15 protein-coding genes are annotated in these 25,196 nt (G+C 40.7%); 7 read left to right on the top strand and 8 right to left on the bottom strand.

The genetic code is table 11. The features are described 5' to 3' along the window. Window positions 1-121 precede the first annotated feature (121 nt). The 7 genes from U859_RS0112445 to U859_RS0112410 all read left to right on the top strand — a co-directional run bounded on the left by U859_RS0112445 (window position 122) and on the right by U859_RS0112410 (window position 9,889). Entirely contained in the window at window positions 122-739 is a 618-nt protein-coding gene (locus U859_RS0112445) for a TetR/AcrR family transcriptional regulator (RefSeq protein WP_025143698.1), read from the top strand. After that, window positions 726-1,874, top strand: coding sequence for an FAD-dependent oxidoreductase (locus tag U859_RS0112440; protein WP_025143697.1), 1,149 nt, complete (start codon window positions 726-728; stop codon window positions 1,872-1,874). Before U859_RS0112445 ends, U859_RS0112440 begins: the two co-directional genes overlap by 14 nt. Window positions 1,875-2,133: 259 nt before the next feature. Further along, entirely contained in the window at window positions 2,134-2,985 is an 852-nt protein-coding gene (locus tag U859_RS0112435) for an SGNH/GDSL hydrolase family protein (RefSeq protein ID WP_025143696.1), read from the top strand. A gap of 380 nt (window positions 2,986-3,365) precedes the next feature. Continuing rightward, the gene (locus U859_RS0112425; RefSeq protein WP_025143695.1) at window positions 3,366-5,366 is read left to right on the top strand and encodes an alpha-L-arabinofuranosidase C-terminal domain-containing protein; all 2,001 of its coding nucleotides are present in this window, start codon (window positions 3,366-3,368) and stop codon (window positions 5,364-5,366) included. A 35-nt stretch (window positions 5,367-5,401) separates the two neighbouring features. Beyond that, a complete protein-coding gene (locus tag U859_RS0112420; RefSeq protein WP_025143694.1) occupies window positions 5,402-6,943 on the top strand; it encodes an alpha-N-arabinofuranosidase in 1,542 nt (513 codons plus the stop codon). A 7-nt stretch (window positions 6,944-6,950) separates the two neighbouring features. Then, the gene (locus tag U859_RS0112415) at window positions 6,951-8,882 is read left to right on the top strand and encodes a glycoside hydrolase family 97 protein (protein WP_025143693.1); all 1,932 of its coding nucleotides are present in this window, start codon (window positions 6,951-6,953) and stop codon (window positions 8,880-8,882) included. 41 nt (window positions 8,883-8,923) lie between these two features. Further along, window positions 8,924-9,889 (top strand): glycoside hydrolase family 43 protein, encoded by a 966-nt coding sequence (locus tag U859_RS0112410; protein WP_029985711.1) that lies wholly within the window; start codon window positions 8,924-8,926, stop codon window positions 9,887-9,889. A gap of 152 nt (window positions 9,890-10,041) precedes the next feature. On the opposite strand, the gene U859_RS0112405 is transcribed toward U859_RS0112410, so the two are convergent. From U859_RS0112405 to U859_RS0112370, 8 genes are all read right to left on the bottom strand, one after another. Next, entirely contained in the window at window positions 10,042-11,229 is a 1,188-nt protein-coding gene (locus U859_RS0112405; RefSeq protein ID WP_025143691.1) for a DUF4998 domain-containing protein, read from the bottom strand. Window positions 11,230-11,255: 26 nt separating this feature from the next. After that, complete coding sequence (locus U859_RS0112400; protein ID WP_025143690.1) at window positions 11,256-12,455, bottom strand: DUF5000 domain-containing lipoprotein; 1,200 nt, start codon at window positions 12,453-12,455, stop codon at window positions 11,256-11,258. Between the two features lie 24 nt (window positions 12,456-12,479). Further along, entirely contained in the window at window positions 12,480-14,426 is a 1,947-nt protein-coding gene (locus U859_RS0112395) for a RagB/SusD family nutrient uptake outer membrane protein (RefSeq protein ID WP_029985710.1), read from the bottom strand. 54 nt (window positions 14,427-14,480) lie between these two features. Then, window positions 14,481-17,714, bottom strand: a complete 3,234-nt coding sequence (locus U859_RS0112390) for a SusC/RagA family TonB-linked outer membrane protein (RefSeq protein WP_025143688.1) — start codon at window positions 17,712-17,714, stop codon at window positions 14,481-14,483. Window positions 17,715-18,373: 659 nt separating this feature from the next. Next, the gene (locus tag U859_RS0112385) at window positions 18,374-20,338 is read right to left on the bottom strand and encodes a glycoside hydrolase family 127 protein (RefSeq protein ID WP_025143687.1); all 1,965 of its coding nucleotides are present in this window, start codon (window positions 20,336-20,338) and stop codon (window positions 18,374-18,376) included. Between the two features lie 92 nt (window positions 20,339-20,430). After that, a complete protein-coding gene (locus U859_RS0112380; protein ID WP_025143686.1) occupies window positions 20,431-22,272 on the bottom strand; it encodes a glycoside hydrolase family 35 protein in 1,842 nt (613 codons plus the stop codon). A gap of 84 nt (window positions 22,273-22,356) precedes the next feature. Next, window positions 22,357-23,469 carry a glycoside hydrolase family 43 protein gene (locus U859_RS0112375; protein WP_025143685.1) on the bottom strand — a complete coding sequence of 371 codons (1,113 nt, stop codon included), beginning with the start codon at window positions 23,467-23,469 and terminating at the stop codon, window positions 22,357-22,359. A gap of 101 nt (window positions 23,470-23,570) precedes the next feature. Then, window positions 23,571-25,196 (bottom strand): RagB/SusD family nutrient uptake outer membrane protein, encoded by a 1,626-nt coding sequence (locus tag U859_RS0112370; RefSeq protein ID WP_025143684.1) that lies wholly within the window; start codon window positions 25,194-25,196, stop codon window positions 23,571-23,573.

Here is a 25,196-nt window from a genome sequence, read left to right as displayed (position 1 = left end):
CCACAGTGCTTATCTCACGTAATATCATACCTGAAACTAATCCATTTGTCAAAATTTATTTTAAATTTAAAAGTAAACAAACGTTTACTTACTTTTGATGTATATTAAATAATAAAACATAATGAGGCCTAAAAGTTTAGAGAAAGAAGCAGCCATCCGATCGATTGCCCTACAGATTATTTCTGAGGAGGGATTGGAAAACCTCAGCATGCAAAAGCTTGCCAAAGCGGCTAACATATCACCCCGTACCATTTACATCAAATACGAAAACAAGGAAGATTTGCTGGTAAAACTTTTTATCGAAGAAGTGCTCGGTGCTTATGAAAAAGCAGTGTTGGAAAATTTCGATCCTAAAATGGGTTTTACTGAAGGAATGAAAAAACTCTGGTTAAATACGTTTAGCTACCTCAAAAACAATAAACCTGCTTTTTCACTCATCCAATATGGTAAATCTTCTCCCCTGTTAAACAAGGCTTTTCAAGAGAAAAACATCAGGCAAGGTGAGTTTTTTGCACCGATCCATACTTTTTTAAAAATACATGTTAAAACTGGCTTAATACCCGATTTACCACACGATGTGCACCGGGCATTATTGTTCTCACCCATTCAGGATCTGGTAGCCGAATATTTCGATCATTTAGATCGTCCCGTACAGATTATTACCGAAGAGGTGATTTTAACCTGCTGTGAAATCGTTATTAAAGGAATAACCAATCAAAAAAACAATGAACAACATTAAAAATAAAAAAATTGCCATCATAGGTGCTGGTCCGGGTGGCTTAACTTTAGCCCGTTTGCTACAAATGGATGGCTTTAATATAAACGTGTACGAACGCGACACTGACGAAAATGCACGGCCAAAAGGGGCTACATTGGATTTACATGAAGAATCGGGACTGGCTGCGCTCCAGGCAGCCGGACTTATGGATGCATTTATGGCCAATTATCGCCCCGGAGCAGACCGCACCCGTATTGTCGATCAGCAAGGCAATATTGTATTTGAGGATAATGATACGGATAACAGAGAAGCTTTTCGACCTGAAATAGACCGTGGTCCGCTACAAAAGATTCTTTTAGATTCATTAGAAAAGGATACTGTAATCTGGAATAGTCACTTCGTATCACTTAAACCCAATAGTGGTTCGTGGCTGATTGAGTTTAAGAATGGAGATATTGTACAGGCAGATATTGTTATCGCTGCTGATGGCGCAAACTCTAAAATCCGTCCTTACATTACCCCTATTAAACCATTTTATTCGGGCATTACCATAGTAGAAGGTGCTGTTTATTCATCAGCAACTGCCATACCGAAAATGCATGCCTTGTTAAATGGTGGAAAAATATTTGCCATGGGAAGTGAAAAATCATTGATTGTAAGCTCAAAAGGTGATGGCAGTTTAGTGTTCTATACTGGTTGCAATACACCGGAGGCCTGGGCCAAGGAATCAGGCATCGATTTTTCTGATAAAAACCAGGTTATAAACTGGTTTAAAAATGAGTTTTCAGACTGGGATCCGATTTGGCTGGAATTATTTGAAAATGCATCTGCTGCTTTTGTTCCGCGACCACAATATTGCATGCCACTGGATCAAAGTTGGGAAACCATCTCAAATTTAACCATGATTGGCGATGCTGCACATTTAATGCCACCTTATGCAGGCGAGGGCGTAAATATGGCCATGCTCGATGCTTTAGAACTTAGTCAATGTTTTAAGGATAATCGTTTTCAAAATAGTGAAGAGGCAGTTTCAGCATATGAAAAACAAATGTTGAAAAGGGCTTCGAAAACGGCCGATATGACGATGCAATCAACAGAAGCACTTCATTCTACCAATGCTTTAAATTATTTGATCAATATTATCGGAGGGGAATAAAAAAGGTTCCCTATTGCTAAGGAACCCCAATAAATTATTTAACCTGTAATCGATATGTTGCTTCAGGTAAATATATGATGCCTCAACTTAAAATGAAATAAAAATCGATCAATGTCCTAAAAAAATAGATGTTTGATACCATATCATACATCTATTTTCTTTCAGGTATAAATCATTATCAAAAAAACTTAAAATATTCTTCCTAAATTCATCGCCATTCAATTTCAGGATGAATTAAGATCATTTTAAGAAACCTTTTATGAGCAAAAACTATAAACGATTCACTATCGTATTTTTATTCATTACTGCAATGAATTTTTCGTTTATTCCTGCAAAAGAAATCAAGTGGACGGCCATTGGCGATTCCATCACCTACCTCAACAACCATTTAAAAGAAACCGGAAACCGTGTACAAAAAGGTTATCTGGATCGGGTAAAAGACCGTTTACCAAATATCAATTATATCAACCAAGGGCATAATGGCTGGACAACCGTTGGCATCGCAAAAGAAATTGATAAGCTGGGGATTGTTCAATCAGACTTATACTCTGTTTTTCTGGGCACTAACGATTGGTGGTCAGGAATTCCGGTAGGATCAATTAACGATTACATCAATAACACCGGAACAGGCACTACCTGTGGCGCTTACCGCATCATCATCGATAAAATCAGAAGTTTAAATCCCAATGCTAAAATTGTAATCATTACACCAATGCAACGAAACGATTTTGTGTATGTAGCCGATGCAAACAACAATGCCTTCGGATCGTATAAAGCAAAAAACGGCCAAACTTTAGAAATGTTTGCCAACGCAATTGCCGAAATTGGCAAACATGAAAATTTTCCTGTGGTTGATCTTTATCACAATCAAAAGCTTAAAGTCGAAGAATCAGTCAAATTTAAAAGGTTAAAAAATCCATCTACGGGTGTGTACCAAAACTATAAATATCCCGAATCGGCTTCTATCCCCTACCAACCTAAAAGTGATGATTATCCTTACCCATTAGATGCGATAAAAATGACCTATGATGGTTTGCACCCTTCTGATAAAGGCAATAAAATAATTGCGGAAAGCCTGGTTCACGTTTTTAAAAAATACGCAGGTCAATAAAGTTACCTAATAATGCTTACGACCAGATATTACTTTTTATCCATACTTAGAATCAATTAAGTAATATAAACCCCAATAGGAATATCTCCATTATTACATTTTCCATCTCATGGCAACATACCCGAAATATTTTTGGTTGTTATATTTTTCCATGTTAATATGCTATAGTAAATATTAAAGCCATTAAATGGCGATCATTTACCAATCAGCAGTTTTTAATTCTTTCAGCCAAATTTATACTGCTTTTATAAATCCAGTTTATTTTTCTGTTCGTGATAACATTGTAGATTATTTTATTTCAAAATAATAATCGTACAAATAACGTTTATTATTTTAAATATTTTACTTTTACAATTAGAATCGACCAAATATTAAAACCAATGAAACTAAACGCCCTTAAAAAAAGCGTGTTAAACGCCTGTTTTGCTTCTTCGCTAAGTTTTACAGCCATCCCACTGTTGCTGCAAGCTCAAAGCCCGAAAGTGGTCAAAATTAAGTTAGATCAATCCATTGCTAAGGTTCAGCCAAATATGTGGGGTGTGTTTTTTGAAGATATCAACTTTGGTGCCGATGGCGGAATTTATGCTGAACTGATCAAAAACAGGTCGTTCGAGTTTACCAAACCCTTGATGGGCTGGAGCATTCAGCGAAAAAAAGCCAATGAAGGCGAAATTTTGATTGTTAACCGTAAGGAAGTAAATACAGCCAACCCGCGTTACTTACAAATCAACAACGAAAACGGCACTTTTGGCATCACCAACGAGGGTTTTAAAGGCATAGGCGTAAAAAAAGGGTTGCGATATGATTTCTCGGTAATGTACCGTCAGAAAAGCCCGGGTGTAACCCTGCACCTGCAGCTGTTAAGTGCAAACAACAAAGTTATTGGAGAAGGAAATCTTGTTCCAGAGCAAAGCGGCGGCGATTGGAAAAAACAATCGGCCAGTTTTATCGCCACAGAAACAGATCCAAAAGCAAAATTTGCCATCGTATTTGAAGGGAAAGGCCAGATTGATTTAGATATGCTCTCGCTCTTTCCCAGTGATACCTGGAAAGGTCGCAAGCAAGGATTAAGAGCAGATATGGTTCAGCTTTTGGCTGATATGAAACCTGGCTTTATCCGTTTCCCCGGAGGATGCATTGTAGAAGGTACCGATTTGGCAAACCGCTATCAATGGAAAAAAACAATAGGCCCTATTGAAGACAGGCAATTGATCATCAACCGGTGGAATACTGAATTTGCTTACCGCTCAGCACCAGATTATTACCAGAGTTTTGGTTTGGGATTTTTCGAATATTTCCAACTGGCAGAAGATATCGGTTCAGATGCCCTGCCCATTTTAAACTGCGGCATGGCCTGCCAGTTTAATACAGCGGAAGTGGCTGCCCTGGATGAGCTTGATCCTTATGTACAGGATGCCCTTGACCTGATCGAATTTGCCAATGGCGATGTAAATACCAAATGGGGTAAAATGAGGGCAGATTTGGGTCACCCGAAACCTTTTAACCTAAAAATGATGGGCATTGGAAATGAAAACTGGGGACCTCAATACCTGGAACGTTTAGCCATTTTCACCAAGGCCATTAAAGCAAAATATCCTGATTTTAAACTCATCAACAGTTCGGGCACTGATCCGGAGGGTGACCGTTTTAACCTGCTTAATACTTCGTTAAGAGAAAACAAGGCCGATTTTATAGATGAACATTACTATCGCCCGGCAGATTGGTTTTTGAAAAATGCATCACGCTATGATAATTATCCACGGAACGAATCGAAGGTTTTTGTGGGCGAATACGCAGTTCATGCCGATAAAAACTTCATTGGCAGCAACCGTAATAACTGGCAAAGTGCATTGGCTTCAGCGGCTTTTATGACGGGTTTGGAGCGCAACGCCGATGTGGTTCAAATGGCTTCTTACGCACCGCTTTTTGCACATATTGATGCCTGGCAGTGGGCTCCGGATATGATTTGGGTGGATAACCTGAATGTTTATGGTACACCCGATTATTATGTGCAAAAACTTTTTGCCACCAATAAAGGAACTGACGTGGTTTCAATCACTTTGGATGATAAAAATATCATCGGGCAGGATGGATTGTATGCCTCTTCTGTACTCGATAAAAACAAAAAAGAACTGATTATCAAAATTGCCAACAACACAGATAAAAGCCAATCAATTGATTTTGAAATAGATGGAAAAACCAAATTAAAAAGCAACGGAAAAATAGAAGAATTGGCTGATTCGAACCTCAACCAGGTAAATTCATTCGATAATCCCCAGGCCTTAAGTCCAAAAGTTTCTGCGATAAATTTAAAGGGCAAAAAATTAAATACCAGCCTAAAACCCTATTCTTTCAGCGTGATTAAAATCCCTTTTAACTAAAACCGAGAACCACACCAACGAAACCCATATAAACGATGAAAAAATTATTCTTTTCTATTGCTCTGCTCTGCAGCGGTCTGTTTGCCCATGCGCAAAACGAAACTTTGCTCAGCGTTAAACCTGCAGGAAATCAAATTGTTAGCAAACACATTTATGGCCATTTTTCCGAGCATTTGGGCCGCTGTATTTATGATGGCTTCTGGGTGGGTGAAAACTCCACCATTCCGAATAAAGGTAGAATCAGATTAGATGTGGTGGATGCCTTAAAAAAAATAAAAGTGCCTAACCTGCGCTGGCCAGGCGGTTGTTTTGCCGACGAATACCATTGGCGTGATGGTATAGGCCCAAGAAACGAACGCCCCAAAATGGTGAATACCAACTGGGGAGGCGTAACTGAAGACAATAGTTTTGGTACACACGAGTTTCTGGATCTGTGTAAAATGCTCGATTGCGAACCTTACATTGCTGGCAACGTTGGCAGCGGAACCGTTGAGGAAATGGCCAAATGGGTAGAATACCTCAATTTTGACGGCGTAAGCCCAATGACAGCCATCCGCAAACAAAATGGTATGGATAAACCCTGGAAAGTTTCTTTTTGGGGCGTTGGTAACGAGAGTTGGGGCTGTGGAGGAAATATGACTCCTGAATATTATAGCGATCTGTACAGAAGATATGCCACTTATGCCAGAGATTATGCTGGTGCGCCTTTAAAAAGAATTGCCAGTGGCGCTAATTCTGAAGATTACCGCTGGACAGAAACCTGTATGAAAAACATTGGCCCAGGTAGAATGTGGGGATTGACCCTACATTATTATACCCTGCCTACAGGCAATTGGAGCGCCAAAGGTTCGGCCACCAAATTTGATGAAGAGCAGTATTTCAACACCATGAAAAACTGCTTGCGTATGGAAGAAATTGTGAGCAAACACTCGGCTATTATGGATAAATACGATCCAAAAAAGAAAGTAGCATTGGTTGTTGATGAATGGGGAATCTGGACTGATGTGGAGCCTGGCACAAATCCTGGTTTTCTTTACCAGCAGAATAGCCTGCGCGATGCCTTAATTGCCGGAACAACGCTGAATATTTTCAATAATCATTCTGACCGTGTAAGAATGGCAAACCTGGCGCAAACCATTAATGTATTACAGGCTTTAATTTTAACTGAAAAAGATAAAATGGTGCTTACCCCCACTTATCATGTTTTCGATCTATACAAGGTGCACATGGATGCCAAATACCTGCCCATTAATTTCACAAGTCCTGATTATAGTTTAGGGGACAAAAAAATCCCGGCGTTGAATGTTTCAGCATCGCAGGATAGTACAGGTGCCATCCATATTTCGCTGGTTAACCTCGATCCAAAAAATAAAATTGCTTTAAACACAGATCTTGGAGAATTAAAATGGAAAACCGTTACCGGCCAGATTTTAACATCGGCACAACTTACTGATGTAAATACGTTTACCGATACCAATAAAGTGCACAATGCAAAATTTACCGGAGCCAAAAAATCAGGAAATACGTTGAAAGTGGAGCTTCCTGCACAATCTGTTGTTGTACTCGAATTAAAATAATCCCGTGATGAAACATAAAGCCCTTGTCCTGGCATTTTCAATAATTGCCACCATACAAACGCTACATGCGCAAAACAGATACGAGATCAGCAGTCCTGATAAAAGCCTTAAGGTTACTGTTGTTTTAGCGCAGCAGCAATTATCTTATTCCATCAGCCGAAATGGTGCTGAAGTGCTTAATAAATCCAGTTTGGGTTTGATTCGCACTGACCAAGATTTTTCAAAAAAACTTTCCATTTTATCAGTTTCTAAAAACGAACTGGTTAAAGACAGCTATACTTTAAAAAATGCAAAGCGCTTACTTAACAATTATGCCGCTAACAAAAGAATAATCCATTTACAAACACCATCGAAGCAGAAAATGGATGTCATCTTCCAGGTATCTGATGATGGTGTTGCCTTCCGTTATTATTTTCCTGATCGTGATGCAAAAATTAAAAAGTTAGCGGAAGAAAAAACCTCTTTTCATTTTTTTAAAGATGCTAAAGCCTGGATGCAGCCCATGTCTGTCGCTAAAACAGGCTGGGAAAGTACAAACCCATCTTACGAAGAATATTACAAAAAGGAAATTAATGTGGGTACCCCTGCCCCAACAAATGCAGGCTGGGTTTATCCGGCTTTGTTCAACTATAAAGATACCTGGCTTTTAATTTCAGAAAGTGGCCTGGATGGCAGTTATTGCGCAACACGGCTTAAACAAAATTCAGCCGATGGAAATTATGAAGTTGGGTTTCCTGATCAAAAGGAAGCTTTTACAGGGCAAAATGTAAACCCCGAATCTGAATTGCCATGGTACACACCCTGGCGCATTATTGCCATCGGCAGTTTAAAAACCATCACCGGATCTACCCTGGGGACCGATCTGGCTTATCCTGCTAAAAGCAACATTAACCCCGATTTATTTCAGTTGGGCAAGGCCTCATGGAGCTGGATTATTTTAAAGGATAACTCCATCACTTATGATGTTCAAAAGAAATACATCGATTTTGCTGCAGACATGAAATGGGAATTTTGCCTGATTGATGTAGACTGGGATACCAAAATCGGTTTTGATAAAATGCAGGAACTCGCAGATTATGCTAAATCAAAAAATGTGGGTTTAATCCTTTGGTATAATTCTGCAGGCGATTGGAATACCGTAAAATACACACCCAGAAACAAACTTAATGTTAAAGAAAGCCGCTTAAAAGAATTTGCAATGCTCCAAAAAATGGGCATTAAAGGCATTAAGGTCGACTTTTTTGGTGGAGATGGCCAATCGATGATTAAATATTATCTTGAAATTTTTGAAGATGCCGCTAAATTCGGTTTAAGTGTAAACTGCCACGGGGCCACCTTGCCAAGAGGCTGGCAACGTACCTACCCTAACCTGGTTACCATGGAATCGATCAAAGGAATGGAGTTTATTACTTTCGAACAGGAAAATGCAAATGAAGAGCCCCTTCATGCCACTACCATCCCTTTTACCAGAAATGTGTTCGACCCGATGGATTTTACACCAATGACGTTGAACAAACTCCCAAAAATAAACCGTAACACCACAAATGGTTTCGAACTCGCCTTACCTGTAATTTTCCAGTCTGGTGTGCAGCATTTGGCAGAAACGCCTGATGGAATGGCTAAAGTACCTGCATACGTTAAAACATTTTTGCAAAATTTTCCGGCAAGCTGGACAGATACGAAACTGATTGACGGTTATCCGGGCAAGTTTGTGGTAATGGCCAGAAAATCGGGCAACAAGTGGTATATCGGTGGCATAAACGGAGAAACTATGGCAAAAGAAATCAGCTTCGATGGCAGTAAATTTGGAGGAAAAACAGCCACATTAATTACAGATGGAAACGAAGACCTTTCTTTTGTTAAAAGTGAACTTACTTCAAATGCAAATATTAAAATTACCATGAAACCACATGGAGGATTTGTTTTAGTGATAGAATAACATGAAAAAACTGATCTACTTTTATTATTAACCCAATAACCATGAAAAAAATATTCTTATCGCTCTTAGGTTTTTCAATTAGTTTATTAGCAGCAAAAGCACAAGAGAAAACCATTGTTTCGAAAGGCAACCCGATTATTACAGACAAATATACTGCTGATCCCGCAGCTTTAGTTTATGGTGATTCGGTTTATTTATATACCGGACACGATGTTGCACCCAAAGGCAAGGAACGTTATGAAATGCACGAATGGTTATGTTATTCATCGGCCGATATGGTGACTTGGAAGGAGCATCAATCGCCATTAAATGTAAAAAGTTTTGCTTGGGCCAGCGATGATGCATGGGCTTCGCAGGTCATTGAACGTGATGGAAAATTTTATTGGTATGTGGCCATCCAGCATGGCACGATGCATGGTAAATCAATTGGTGTTGCCGTAGCCGATAACCCGCGTGGTCCTTTTAAAGATGCGATTGGAAAAGCTTTGATTACCAACGACATGACCACTGATGTAAAAATTAGCTGGGATGATATTGATCCAACGGTAATTATTGATGATGACGGACAGGCATATCTATTTTGGGGCAATCAACAATGCTATTATGCCAAATTGAAAAAAAATATGATCGAATTGGATGGTCCCATTCAGAAAGTAAACGTTCCCGAATTTACGGAAGCACCCTGGATTCACAAACGCAAAAACTGGTATTATTTATCTTATGCATCAGGTTTCCCCGAAAAGATTGTTTATGCCATGAGCAAGAATGTAAACGGCCCATGGGAATATAAAGGCATTTTAAATGAAATTGCCGGAAATTCAAATACCAATCACCAGGCCATCATCGATTTTAAAGGAAAATCGTATTTTATTTACCATAACGGAGCAATTAATACCGATGGCGGTAGCTTTAGAAGATCAGTTTGCATTGATTATTTAAACTACAACAGTGATGGAACGATCAAAAGAATTGTAATGACAAGTGAAGGAGTGAAAAAAGCGAAATAAAAAAGAATGGTCGTCATTCCCACGCAGGCGGGAATCTTAAAGATTATGGTAGCATAAAAAACCGGAAAGAATGTTTCGTAAAACGCTCTTTCCGGTTAAAACCGATTAACAGAAAATGTCTTTAATGTTGTCAGCTGTTGTTTTTCATTGGCTTAAAGTGATTTCAGCGTAACTGATTTTACAATCCAAAACTGGTTACCCGTAGTCATAGAGGCCAGGAAACCGATTGAAACTTTTGTAGGTTGCGCCAGGCTAAACTGAAATTTGTTATTGGCAAAATTGGTGTAACCTAATGATGTTGTTACATCCGCCACATCAGGAAGTGTATCTCCGGCGGCTGCTACAATGTACACCGGATCGAGGGCCTCGTTTTTGGCCATCACAATTTCAAAACTGTAATTACCGGCAGGTAGTGTAAAGGTTTGATAAATTTTACCATTTACAATTTTAGCCGTACCATCCCAGCCCATTTCCATAGCTAAACAGCCTCCTGAATCCGAACACCAGCCGCCCAAACCACCGTGATTTTTAATGTTTGCGGTAACCGTCCAATCGGCAATGTTACGCCACCTGCCTCCGCTGGCTGCAGCCAAAAAAGGATTACCACTATTTTTAAAATAGGCTGCGGTAATATCTGCTCCTACACGTTGAGACTGAAACTCGGTAGAAAAAGTATCGATAGATATGGTATCGGGCAAAAATAAAGTACGGTACCTGATTCCTGTACCCGGCTTAATATCAGCAATGGATGTCGTGGTTTCGTCGATCTTTGTCCTGATTTTTTTGACCACATTACTCAGTGCGGTATACTCAATCTCAGTTGCAAAAACCCCTGTTAAACGGTCCATACCCAGCCAGGTGATTTTGGTTGCGCCAGATGCATCTGTAAAAGCAGATTCGATCGGCCTGTTAAAGAGTGAGGCCTGATACCTCGCACCGTACGACCGGCCTGTTTTATAAACCGGGATCGATTTATTGCCTGCGGCATCGTAAGTATAGATTATAAAATTCTGTACCCCTTCGGTCACTTTCTCTACAAAATATTTCAGGGTATCGGTAGCATATTTTTTCTTTACCGGAATCACCACCGAATCTGCTTTGTTATTCCAGAAAATTTTGCACAGGGTAACTTTCGGATCTGCCAGGAAGAGCCCTTGTATAAATACCCTGTTATTACCCGATTTGATGTTAATGGAATCCAGTTTTCCGGTATAAGAAATTTCGCCGCCCTGCGTAAACTTTTTATACTCGTCTGATTTTGTACAGGCACTAAAAATAACTGCTGCCAGGGCCAGAAAAGTTAATGTTAACCTGCTTTTATATATGTTTTGCTTGTTCATTTCTAAATTTCTTTTAAGTAAATGCCTTATCTCGGATCGCCGTAAACCTGTACTTCCGATACACTCATGAAAGTGGTTCCCTGCCAGTTGTTGATCGATTTGATCCTCAGGTACCTGACCTTTTTAAGGCCTACCGCGAAATTGTAGCTTATCCCTGCATTGGCAAAAGCATAATCTTCGCTGGTTTGTACGCCATAGGCACTCTTTGATGGTTTTTGCGAATTGTATTTACCTAACAATACCCAGTTGTTATAACTTCCATCTGCAGGTGGATTATCAGTTCCCCATACTTCGAACTCTTTTAAATTACCTCCGTAATAATAAGTTCTACCAGCATTCAGGTATTCTGGATAGTTCCAGATCACGATACGGCTCAGCGTAGCGAGCTTTCCAAGATCAAAGGTTACCCATTGCGGTACCAATACACCTGGTTTGGTTAAACATACACTTGGCCAATCGATAATATTGCCATCCCACATTTTCGAAACGCCGGTAGAAGTATATTCCTGCGGACTATCGCCAGGTAAAATCACTTCTTTATAGGTAGATTTTGGGATTGTAGTTTCATACAAGGGCTTTAATGTGGCAAATATGGTATCGGTATAATTTAACCACCTATCCCTGATCCTGATGGCAAATTTCTGTGTCAACGTATCCAGACCGCGAACCGATTGATCAATATCAATGGCAGCGGTGTAAATATTTTTAGAGGTTGGAACATATTTGCCTTTAGACTGGACAAATACCTCGATAGACAAATCTGCCTTGGAAGGATTGGTCGCTTTGAAATTAAGTCCACCGAAATCGGCAACAGCTTTTAAACTTCTATATACACCCCAGATTGGATTTTCTAATGGTTTCACCTTGATTACATAAGGTGCCGAAGCCACTTCGCTCCTGCTTACCGCATAAATTTTCACCTCATGTTCATTGGTATCGCCAAAACCTTCAACCAGCAGGCTATTGCCATAATAAGAAGATTTAACCTCCATCTCCTGACCGTTAGATAAGTTGTAAATAGCCTTTACGTAAAGCAGGTCTTTATCGTTAGGCAGGCTAAAAGTAAGTGTTGCATTACCGGGACCATTGGTTACCGAAACATTGGATACCTGACCCGGGATGGCGGTACTATTTTCCAATGGGCCAATGGTATCTTGTTTACAGCCCGAAAAAAAGGCAACCGTGCTTAAAAGCAGCAATAACAGGTTTTTATTTATTTTTTTCATCTTGATATGCTTTTAAAATTGATATTACCAACCTGGATTTTGTACCAGTTTAGGGTTAACAGTTAAATCGTAAGTTCTTAAAGGCCATAAATAATCGCGTGGTGAAACAAAATTCTGGTTAAAAATGGTCCTTACACGATAATACTCTGAGTTCGTCGGCTGGTACACACTCCATCCGGTGATGGCTTGGTTGAGTACCTCTGCAGCACGTTTCCATCTCCTGATGTCCCAAAAACGACTGCCTTCGAAAGCCATTTCGATCAATCTTTCCTGCTGGATAATTTCCCGCATGCCATTTTTGTTACTAAACTTCCCGGGGTTGTTTGAAAAATTAGTCCAGGCGACTTGTACGGTTGCAAGTCCGGCCCTTGCCCTGATCCTGTTCAGGTATTCGTAAACATCTGCAGATGGACTTGCCAATGTTTCATTCAGTGCTTCGGCATACATCAGATAAAGATCTGCCAACCTCACCTGCGGCCAGGGATAATCCCTGTAGCTTGCACCGTTAGAGCCATTGATCATGTTCCAGTCTACCAGTTTTTTCACAAAATACCCGGTTTCGTTATACCAGCCAAAGTTATTGGCACCCGCCACCTGGTTCGATTTCGCCTCCACAGAGAAGGTACCTTCATCAGAATTGGTCGGACTGTCGTATTTGTACCAAACGCCACCATCAAAACCTAAATCGGCATAAAACCTTGGTTCCCTATCGAAGTTGATCCTGGCTGTGGTGTAGCCATCTTTGATGTAAAAGCGCTCGCTTTTTACCGCAGTACGGAGTGTATACTTATTGGTAAAATCCAAGGTTTTGTCTTCAGTGATGGGCACACCGTTCTTACTGTAAAACATTTCGGCAATTTTTAATGGCGGTGCCAGTTGTTGCCTTGCGCTACCTACTACAACCGTAGTGGCCAAACGTGGCATGGCAGTACGCTGCAGATTACCTGTACGGCTGTTGGGGTTTGCCCAAATGTGTTCGAGGTTTACATTAAAACGTTCGGTTACAGCACCTTTAATGGTCAGCTGCCTTAAAGTCGTATCAGAAAGTTTAAAAGTAGTACCCGGAAACTGGTAAAGTTTAAAACCGGCAGCTTCAGCGGCGTCGATAGCGGCTTTTGCGGCATCTGCAGCTTTTTTCCATTTGTTGGCATCATAGGTGGTGTTGAACAATTTTACACCGTCTTTATCTACAAAACCACTATAATCGGCATTGCCGTTAAATAAAGGGCTTGCTGCAGTAAGCAATAGTTTTGCTTTAATGGCCAATGCAATGGGTTTGGTAATGCGGCCCAGCTCGGTACTTTTATCGGTAATAATCTGCGGCAGGTTTGGTATTGCCTGATCGAGTAAACCATCTACATAAGTGACACATTCGTCAAATGGTGCGCGTTTTACCCTTACCTCATCCTCATTGGCACTGATGCCTAAATTGGTATCAATAATGGGGATGGGACCGTACATCCTCATCAGGTAAAAATTGTAATACGCCTTTAAAAATTTTACTTCAGCGATCCAGCGTTCACGTTCTGATATGCTCAAATCAGGAATTTTGGATAAATCCTGCACATTTTCTAAAAAGATATTACAGTTTCTGATTGCTTTGAAAAGGCCAAAGTTATCGCCGGCACCACCACCCTGGTAGCGGCCGTTCCAGGCATCGAGGTATGGATTTTCTGCACCCTGGCCTCCCCGGGCTGCCCTCCAGCCATAAGAGATAAATTCACGCTCATCTAAAGAGGTCCAGATTTCGTCCCCGGCCATAAAACCTACGTTCAATAATGGGTCACCATCCTTTGGAAGAAAGGAATAACAGGTAAAAAGATATTTTTCGGCCTCGTTCCTTAAAGTAAAGGCATTGTCTATCGTGGCCACATTATCGGGAACGATATCGAGGTATTTTTTACAGGAAGTGATGGATAGTACACTTAACAAAAGGCCGAGTGCCAATGTTGCCAAAGCGGGCTTTGCCATATTTTTTGGAAATAAATGATAGTTGGTCTTCATATTTTATTTTCAGCTAAATCGTTAAAAGGATACACTTGCACCTATGTTGTATACGGTTTGGACAGGATATCCTAAGCCATTTCCGCCCATTTCTGGGTCCCAAAGTTTAAAGGAGCTTAGTGCACCAAGGTTGGTGGCGTTAACATAAACCCTTGTACTGTTGAGGCCCAATCTTTTGAGCAGTTTGTTTTGCAGGTTATAGCCCACTTCGACACTCTTTAGCCTTAAAAAAGCGCCATTACGCATCCACCAGGTAGAGGTACGTGTATTATTGTCTACAAAGTTGGAACTTAAGCGTGGCCAGAAAGCGTAGGTATCCCTGTTCTGTTCAGACCAGTGGCTATCAGCAATTACTTCCAGCAATCCATTTTGGGTTGCATTTGGATTTCCTTCTTCCTTATTGAGTACAAATGGAGAAATATTGCCCGGGTTAATAAAGAAAGATGACCTTGCAGAGCCCTGAAAGAAAGCTGAGATATCAAATCCTTTAAAACCAAATGTTCCACCAAATCCATAAACAATTTCAGGGCTTGTAGGTAAACCAATCGGAACCTGATCGGCATCTGATATGATCCCATCACCATTTACATCGCGGTATTTGATATCGCCACCACCATAATTTACACCGGGTACGCCCGAAAATTGTACCGGCGAATTTTTAGCCTCGGCATCATCAATAAACAAACGCTCTGCAATTAAACCGAAGGCCTGTGTTGTAGGTAAACCAACATGATAACGGTATGCTTCATTCGCATTAAAAGAAGGTTCATCGTAAATCAAAATCTTATTGGTGGCATAAGTAAAGTTTCCGCGGAGCGATAAAAACATACTGTTGCTGAAAGACTTGTTATAACTGGCCGAAAAATCGACACCCTTGCTCTCTGCTTTGTTGGTATTAGCCCTGATTGCAGCCTGTAAACCCATGGTGCTTGGAATGAAAGTCCGGTCGGTTAAGATATTGGAACGTTCGTTTTTATAAACATCAAAGGTCAGGCTCAGGTCGTTGAAAAGCGTCATATCCATACCCAGGTTAATCTGTTTCGATCTTTCCCAGGTAATCAATGGGTTTGAATAACGCGATATCGAAATACCATTACGGTAATAAAGGCCATCTTCGCCAAAATTTGCCCCATAGGTACCATTGTTCATATTTACTTCAGAAAGATAAAAGAAACGGTCGTCTGCATTTCCGATCTGATCGTTACCCACCAAACCATAAGTTGCCCTCAGTTTCAGGCTGGTAATTACCTTGGTTAAGGGTTTAAAAAACTTCTCGTTAGAAACGTTGTAACCTAAACCGAAGGAAGGGAAGAAACCGAAGCGGTTATTTGCCGCAAAACGTTCAGAACCATTGTAACCAAAGTTAAACTCGGCCAGGTACCGGTTATCGTAGCCATAGGTTGCCCTACCCGAAACTCCCTGGTTACGCGAAGGCAAAGAAAGCTGTAAACTTCCCGGATTTGCCGCCAGGTAATTGCGCATGGTGGTGATTAACATGGCACTTACTGCATGTTTTTGTGCGAAAGTCCGGCTATAATTACCAGAAAATTCGGCATAAAAGGTAGAGTTCAGGTCCTTTTTACCTTCAGAGTAACCTAAGTATTCCGTTCCTACCGGACCGATTGATAATGCTCCCCCACCATTGATCAGCGTTAAACCGATTGATTTATCAGGCTGTTCTGTTGCTGAATAATAAAATGGATTGTAGGCCCGCGAAATGTCGAAATATGAGTACCTGCGTGCATAACTCATCATCCTGGCCGTTAAACCCGGGGTTATAAATTTCAGGTCTTGTTTAATCTCAATTTGTGTTTGTAAAGTAGAGGCATTTTTGTCCTGATAACCTTTTACCATCTCAGCATAAGGATTCATATATAATGCGCCTGTTGGCGATACCGCGTTACCAAATAAAGGGTGGTTGCTGTAAGGCGATAAACTGGCCGGGTAAACGGCCGGAAACATCACCGGGTTAGACCATATTGCGCGGTTAAAAGTGGCACCGCCACCGCCTACCGGCCCGGTATAATCATCAAACTGCCCGTAAACCCTAAGGATGGCCTCGGTAGTATTGGTTAAATTGATATTGATGTTAGAGCGCACCGAATAATTTTTCAGTTTGATATTGCTGTTAAAATTGTTGAGATCGGCCACTTTAAGCACCCCATTATCGATATTATAGGTACCAGCGATATAATAACTGGCCTTGGTTCCCCCTCCTGAAATATTGAGGTTGTACCTTTGGTTAACTGTATAATCTTTGATCAACTGTTCAATCCAGTTATTATTTGGGTAAAGCAGTCCGTTTTCGCCCGCAGCCGTAGCATCTATCTTGGTTTGCAGGTAAGGTAAAATGGCAAGCCTGTTTCTGGTCAATGCAGCTTCGTTTGCGAGTTTCATATAGGTAACGTTATCTGCAAACTTGAAATTTTTGGTATTGGAAGATAATGACGATTCGGCCCTGAAGCTAAATTTAGTCAAACCTGCCTGACCAGACTTGGTGAGGATGAGCACCACCCCGTTGGCTCCCCTGGCCCCATAAACGGCAGAAGCGGTAGCATCCTTAAGTACGTTGAACGAAGAAATATCATCGGGCTGTAGTCGGGCCATATCATTTTGTGTCGATTCTACCCCGTCAATCAAAATCAAAGGATCTTGCTTGCCCGCACCAAAAGTACCGAGCCCCCTGATAAAGAACTGGGCATTATCGGCACCAGGTTCACCACTTCTTTGGTAAGCGATCATACCAGCCACACGCCCCGCCATCATGGTGGTAAGGTTACTTGTTGGTCCTTTAAGTTCTTTCGGATTAATGGCGGTAATCGAACTGATTACACTGGTTTTCTTTTGCGTTCCGAAACCCACTACGGCTACTTCATCAAGTGAATTGGCATCCGACAAAAGCGTTACATTAATGGTATAACTTCCATCAGCACCGCGGTCGTAATCGGCAATGGTTTTATTTTGAGGTTTGTACCCCACTAACGAGAAGAGCAATTTTCCAGATCTTGGAAGTTTAATGCTATACCTTCCCATTTCGTCTGTCGAAACTCCCCGGTTGGTTCCGGAAACTTTAACGTTTACACCGGGCAGTCCACCTACGGTATCTTTTACCATACCCTTAACGGTTACCTCCGTTTGGGCATTGGCATTTAAGGAGCAGATCAGCATCAATAATCCCAAAACCGTTCGGAATACCAGTTTTGGCGAAAATAAATAGCGGATTACATGAGCTGACTTTTTGTAGCTTTTTCTCATTTTTTAATTCAGGCTAGAAATTAGTTATTTAGTTAGTTTGGTCAATAACATACCATCACCACGGATATAGTTAGTATCTCATGATGGCATATTCATTTCATGCGCATACCATGGTGCTTTGCTTATTTTGGTAAACAAGCAAAATTTAACGCTGGTGTTGCGGCGGCATCCTGTTACCTGGATGCTAAAATCTTAATGTTTTTTAGGGGAGTTTGCGTAGTTTTCTTTTTGTCATAGTGGTTGGTTTTATATCTGGTTATGTAACAAATAACTAAAAAAAACCTGCACTTCGTGAGGGGTAATATGGTAAATAATAGGGGGCAAATCATCACAAAACACGCCTAAAAGCACTTTTTAGATAAATTATGCCATTTTTAAACGTTATTATAACGATTATTATTTTAGACGTAAGCTGAGTTATTTAAAGTTAATATAGGCAGATCCTTCCAGAAAGATCGTCATTCCCGCTCAGGCGGGAATCTTAATGCCTAAACATAGTTCATTTAAGATTCCCAATCGACCCGATAGCTATCGGGTTAGGAATGACGATTTATCGAAGTAGTATTATACGCTCGGATACCCTTCGACTATACTCAGGGTGACAAATCTCAGAAGATTTTCAATTATAAGTCTCCGTGGCAAATAAACATTGATGACTCCTACAGCTCAGGAAACCAAATACTCATTTCTCCTTTGCTCCTATTTGCCCATGCATAATATGGAATAAGTTTAAGGGGCACAGTTAAATTATTTCCGTTAGCTGCAGTTGTTACCGCATTACCGCTCAGTTCTGCCACTCCATTTAACAGGTTTGGATTAAATGAATATTTAAACTGTGTTTTTTCAGGTACTTTAATCGCACTTATTTTTGCTGTATTATCTACCGCTTCCGCACAGAACATCATTGGTCCGCGCTGTAAAGCGATCTTGCCTGCATCTTCCTTAAGTTTCGCATTAGCGGTTACTTTTTTCACTTCCATTGGAAGTATAAACTCGACCTTATCTCCTTTTTTCCAAAGTTTTTGAATGGTTACATAACCTTTTTCGATGTGGTATTTTGCATTTTTACCATTTACCTTTATCGCAAATCCTGCTTTGCCTTTCTGGTTGTAGCTGTAAAGATCAGACGGAATCGCCTCGTTTATTGCCCAGCCCGGCAAACGCAGCTTAAGGCTAAAAGTACTTGCTTCTTGTGGATCAATATTAAAATTCAGGTTTCCATCCCATGGATAATTGTTTTGTTGGGTAATTTTTACCGATTGATTATTCACTTTCAAATCAGTAGAACTGGCCACAAAAAGGTTTACATACACCTGATCTTTGAATTGGGCATAAATGTAACCGGGAAGAGATGGTAAAAAGCGCGACATATTGGTTGGGCAGCAAGAGCATTCGAACCAACCCGACCTGCCTGGTTCGGCATCTTTATGGTGAGGGCCGTCAAAAATTTGCATGGCATTGGTATAGAAAAATGTTTTCCCATCCAGGCCTACCCCCGAAAGCAATGCATTGTACATCACTTTTTCCATTAAATCAATATACTTTGAATCGCCATGCAACAAAAACATGCGCTGGTTCCAGTATACGTTGCCAATTGCGGCACAGGTTTCGTTATAAGCAGTGGCATTGGGCAATTCGTAATCATCACCAAAACGTTCACCATCGGGTACAGCACCAATGCCACCGTTTACATACATTTTTTTGCCACACATGTTGGCCCATATTTTATCAATGGCATTCAGGTAATCTTTATCTCCGGTTAAGGCGGCAACATCAGCCATACCCGCATATAAATACATGGCCCTTACGGCATGGCCTACAGCTTCATCCTGGTTGATTACCGGCGTTTGATCCTGCCAGTATGCGCCATTTTTCCAGGGGTTTTTATCCTTTGCATCATATTGCTTTATGCCTCTCTGATCTATAAAAAATTTCGCCAGTTTAAGGTAACTTTCATTGGCTGTAACTCTATATAAGCGCACGAGGGCCATTTCAACAATCTCATGCCCGGGTGCGACACTCCTTTTGCCCGGCCCAAATGTGGCCACCAGCAGGTTTGCATTTTTTATGGCAATGTTTAACAGGTTTTTCTTGCCTGTTGATTGGTAATGTGCCACCGCAGATTCGATTAAATGGCCAGAGTTATACAATTCGTGACTCATATTCCCTTCGTTTACCCAACGCTCTTTTCCCGACCATGATGGTGGGTTTGCAGGATTAATGGTCCTTGCGGTATATAGGTAACCATCTGGTTCCTGCGCATTGGCAATAACTACGATCAGGGAATCGATATAGCCTTCGAGCTTCGCATCCGGATATACCGCCAGCGAGTAAGAAGCACCTTCTATGGTTTTATAAATATCGGTATCATCAAATACATAGGCCGTACAGAATTTCCCTGTTTTTTTGGCTGCCATTTCGAAGTTTTTTAACCTGCCTGTATTTTCGCAACGGGCAAATGAAGTGGGAATGGTTACTTCTTTATTGGTTTCGACACGGGGCAACCAAAATTTATCTGTTAGTTTTACCTTATTAAATTCTACAGGGCTAATGCGATAATCATGCAGGTTTTGAGCAAAGCTAAATTTTGCACAGATCAATAAAAAAAACAGGCAGTACTTCATGTTCAATAATTTAAGAATAGATAATTTTGATATCTTTATTACAGTTACCTAAGGTAAAAAATTCTTTAACGGGAATTTTACGCAAGCGTATTTTATTTCTTCAAACTGTTTAAAATCGGTGTAAATATGGCCTCCAATGTAGTTTGCTTATTATCCAGCAATTCTAAAACAGTGATGTCGTTTTTACCAGTTTTTAGCCATTCTTTTGGCAAATAAATGGTTTGTTGAGGACCGATAGACCAGTATTTCCCTAAATTATGTCCATTTACCCAAACCACACCTTTACCCCAGGTACGCATATCGAGATAGGTATCGCCAGTTTTGACAAGGTTAAAAGATCCTTTTCTAATTACCGGGCCTTCACTCGCTTTATTTACAGGCGCCTTGCCATCAATGGCTTCAGTATGGTTAAAAGGCAAACTAAACATTGTCCATTTTTTTAACTCTGTACCATTAAACAAAACGCTTTCGGTAATACCTTTTTTATTGTCTAACAGGTATTTACCAAAATTGATCCGGCCCATGTTCTCTACAAAAATATCAAGTTGCAGGCTGCCATTAGGTAAATCCAGCATGATACTATCCTGGTTTAACCTTCTGTCTAAAACCCCTATCCTTTTACCGTTGATAAAAATCAGGGCATAATCCCTCAGTTTATTGATTTTGAGCAGTCCTTTTTTTCCACCTTCAATTTTGGTCCGGTAGAGCATATAACCATAATCCTGATTTAAATCTTCAAAAGTTAGCGGTTTATCGTTCTCAGTACCTTTTGGTAAATGATCAAAAATGTATGACGCATCAGTCAGTTGAAAAGCTTTAATCGCAATTGCAGGTTTATCGGCGGGGATGGCCGGTAACTTTGTGCCTTTTGGCAGGTGCTTTTCGATCACTGCACGGAACTGCCTGAACTTTTCGGTTGCATTACCCGCCTCGTTTAAAGGAGCATCATAGTCGTAACTGCTGATCTGCGGTTCGTAAGGCGAAATATCCTTGTAATTTGCACCATTCATAAATGCCCTTGTACTGCCGCCATGGAACATATACATATTTAAAGAAATACCCGCAGCCAATACCGAATCGAGTTTGCCGGTATATTTTTCGGCAGGAATGGTATGGTGTGGAGCGCCCCACCAATCGAACCAAGCCGGGTACCATTCGGCAATAAAGTATGGCCCTTTGCCTTCGTGGTATTTATTGATGGCACTTTTAACCTTTTCAGGATTATCCTGACCGTTGATGGCCGGTAATAAGCCTTTTAAATGCCCGCCAACAATATCAATTTCAGGATCGCAGGTATACAGCAATCCATCAAAACCTGCCTCGATAAACATTTTCCGGTTAATATCCAGGTATTCTTTATCGGCAGCGTAAGAACCATATTCGTTTTCTACCTGTACCATCAGGATGTTACCCCCATGGTTGATCTGCAATGGTGCCAACTGTTTGCCCACCGCGTTGATGTATTTGCGATATTCGCTCAGGTATTCTTTCTGTTTGCTACGCACAACAAGACCTTTTTCGTTCTGTAACCAATAAGGATAACCACCAAATTCCCACTCGGCACAAACATAAGGGCTAGGCCTCAGGATTACCCATAAGCCTTCCTCTTTGGCTATTTTAACAAAGCTTGCAATATCGTTATTGCCCGAGAAATCGAATTTTCCTTTCTGTGGTTCGTGCAGGTTCCAGAACACATAGGTGCCAATGGTATTTAAACCCATGGCTTTAGCCATTTTCATACGGTCGCGCCAGGCTTCTTTCGGAACCCTTGGGTAATGTATTTCTCCTGAAATGATTTGAAAAGGTTTGTTATCTAAAAGGAAATCGCTTTCACCAAGTTTAAAAGTATGGTTGCCCTGCTGTGCAAATGCCACTCCGGCATAACACAATGCACTAATTATGAGCAAGTATGTTTTTATTTTTAATGTATTCATAGATAGAATTTTAGGATAAAAAATATCCATTATCCCGCCTTTCAGCGCAAGTTGTATTTTTAATTTTTATTGCTTTTTTCTAGTTTATTTGAAGATACTCAGGTCCCACTTATCGAGCCAGCTGATTTTGATATCTCCTTTATCAAATTTGATCGGTAACCATAAATAACGGCCATCGATTGCATTTTTAGGCTCCCATTTATCGGCCATAAAAATAAATTCGCCTTTTTTACCCGGGGCAGGCAGCACATGGGTACTCTGGCCTCCGTATGTAATATTTGATTTTTCGCCTTCACAAGGATTGCCCATAAACTCCCATGGACCGAAAATAGATTTTGATTTAAACCACCTGGCCGGGTTGGGTGCCCAACCGGTACAACCTGAGCCTACCATGTAATAAGTTCCATCCTTTTTGAACAGCGCAGGTGCTTCGGTTTGATGCCCCACATATATCCTGATGAATTTTCCTGTATGGCTTAAATAATCTGGTGTTAACTCTGCAAGGTGCAGGGTAAAATTTTCTTCGGAAGAGAAGATGTGGTAAGCTTTGCCATCGTCATCAACAAAAACTGTCATATCTCTGGCCATTTGGCCTCCAGGTAAATCGCGGCAGAAGAAACCATCGCTTTTATTGGCTGGTTTATCACAGTTTACCTGCTCGGTTAAAGGTGTACCATTTGTATAAAATGGCATTTTGCCTGCATTTGGCCTGTAACTTTTAATAAATGTATAAGGTCCTGTTGCTTTATCAGCAACGGCCACGCCTGCACGGGCAGCTTCGTAACCTTTACCCAAAAGCTCTAAATGGAACCACATGACAAACTTTTTGGTCTTTTTGTTGTACACCACTTTCGGACGCTCCAAAATACATCCTTTAGCAATATCGCTTTTCAGATCATCAGAAACGGCTAGGGCAATGCCTTCGTCTTTCCAGTTATATAAATCTTTTGAGGAATAACAGTGTACGCCCACCTGCGCTGTATTTCCTTTTTCGCCTTCAATTTTATGTTCTCCATACCAATAATAGGTTCCTTTGTATTCTACAATACCGCCTCCATGTGCATTGATATGCACACCATTATTGTCTTTCCATATTTTACCGGGAAAGAAAGCATTCAGCTTTTCCTGTGCCAATAAACTATTCGAAAATGAAATAAAGAATAAAATCAGTGCAAGGGATAATTTGGTTTTAAGCATAATCAGGTTTTGTTTTGAAAAAAATTTGATGCAGTAAGATAATCAATGTTTTAATTATCGGGTCACCAATTAGCGATGACCCTGATAATCAACTATACTTATTAGTAACCTGGATTTTGGGTAATAACGGCATCTTTATTTAGTTGTATTTCGCCCAATGGAATCGGTAACAATAAATTTTTAGCCGTTAATCCTGTGATTGGTTTAGAAGCATCGTTTGAGTTTAAACGAAGTGCTCTTTCTACCAGGGTACCTGTTCTCATTAAAGTCATCCTTCTGTTTTCCTCTCCAATCAGCTCGCGGGCACGTTCATCCAAAATAAAATCCATTGTCATTTGTGATGCCGAAACCTGATCTGCTCCTGCACGCGTTCTCAATACATTAATGGTATTTGCTGCTTCATTGGTTTTACCCTGTTTTACCTGTGCTTCGGCCAGTAATAAATAAGTTTCGCCCAGGCGCATCAGGATAAAATCTTTGATCATGGCATAACCAAAAGTATCATTCGGATCGAAAGCACCCCATTTAGTAGTACTCGGACAAATATTGATCAGGGTATCTGGTCCTGTAAAAGGCACCTGTTTGCCATATCTTGCGGCATAAGTAGGGTTCGGATCGTTGTAATAGTATCTTCTACGAATATTGTATTGAGAATTTCTGATATCTTTTCCTTTATACAAGCCATATAAAACCCAGTTACTTAAACGCAAACGGCCAATGGAACGACCACCTAACGAATCGGCCAATGCCATACCTGCAATATTATAATAGGCTGCACCCCATACCCTACGCTGTTGCGGGTTATCGGTAATACCGCCTACCACACTGGTTGGATTTTCTTGTTCTAACACCCAGATGGCTTCTGTATTGCCTTGTGAGCGCCTCTGATTTCCATACTGGAACATATCAGAATAATAATCGCCGGCCACACTGGTTTTTACACCATAGCGGTTTTTAATTAAACTGAATTTTCCGCTGGCAATAATGGCCTGTGCCTGTTGTTCTGCCAAATCTGGTTTGTTCATTCTAAGGTACACCTCAGCAAGAAGCTGCATCGCCATAAAACGGTTGGCCCTGCCATACATTTTACCTTTCGAATTGGTTTTTACCGCTTCGATATCAGGTAAGTTTGCCGCAGCATAAATGAGATCGCTCACAATAAAATTGTTTACATCATCTAGCGGTGCACGCACAAAATCGGTTTTTGGACCGCTTAAGGCATGAACAATCAAAGGTACACCACCATAACAGGTAGCCAGGTTATTATAGGCATAAGCTCTGAAAAATTTAGCTTCGGCACTTACCAGGCTTTTCCCTTTGGCACTTAACGTGGTAACAGAAGGGTTTTCGATCCCATCAACAATAATGTTGGTTAAATTAATCATAATGTAGTTCCTGTTCCAGGTGCGGGCAGAACCATTATCGGTCGGGGTTAAAGTGGCATAGTTATAATAAGGAATTTCTACGCCCTGCTGGTTATTGGTTGCATTGGCAACATCGGTACCCACCTGCCAAACACTTGGCCATCCTTGCTGGTCAGACCACGAAAAGATGGTACTGGTATGGTTATATAAACCGATTAAAGAGGCCTCGAAGCCCAGGGAATCGGTAAGTGTTAATGGAGTATATGCAGAAAAGGGTTTTTCATCCAGAAATGCTTTTTTACATGATGAAAATGCAAAAAGTAATACCGCTAATGCTGCTATGATGGTTATATTCTTTTTCAT

The organism is Pedobacter jeongneungensis (genome assembly GCF_000633455.1).
In the GTDB taxonomy this organism is placed as follows: Bacteria; Bacteroidota; Bacteroidia; order Sphingobacteriales; family Sphingobacteriaceae; genus Pedobacter; species Pedobacter jeongneungensis_A.
The sequence above is the reverse complement of the archived record's forward strand: the minus strand, read 5'-3'. Positions and strand labels throughout refer to the sequence as shown.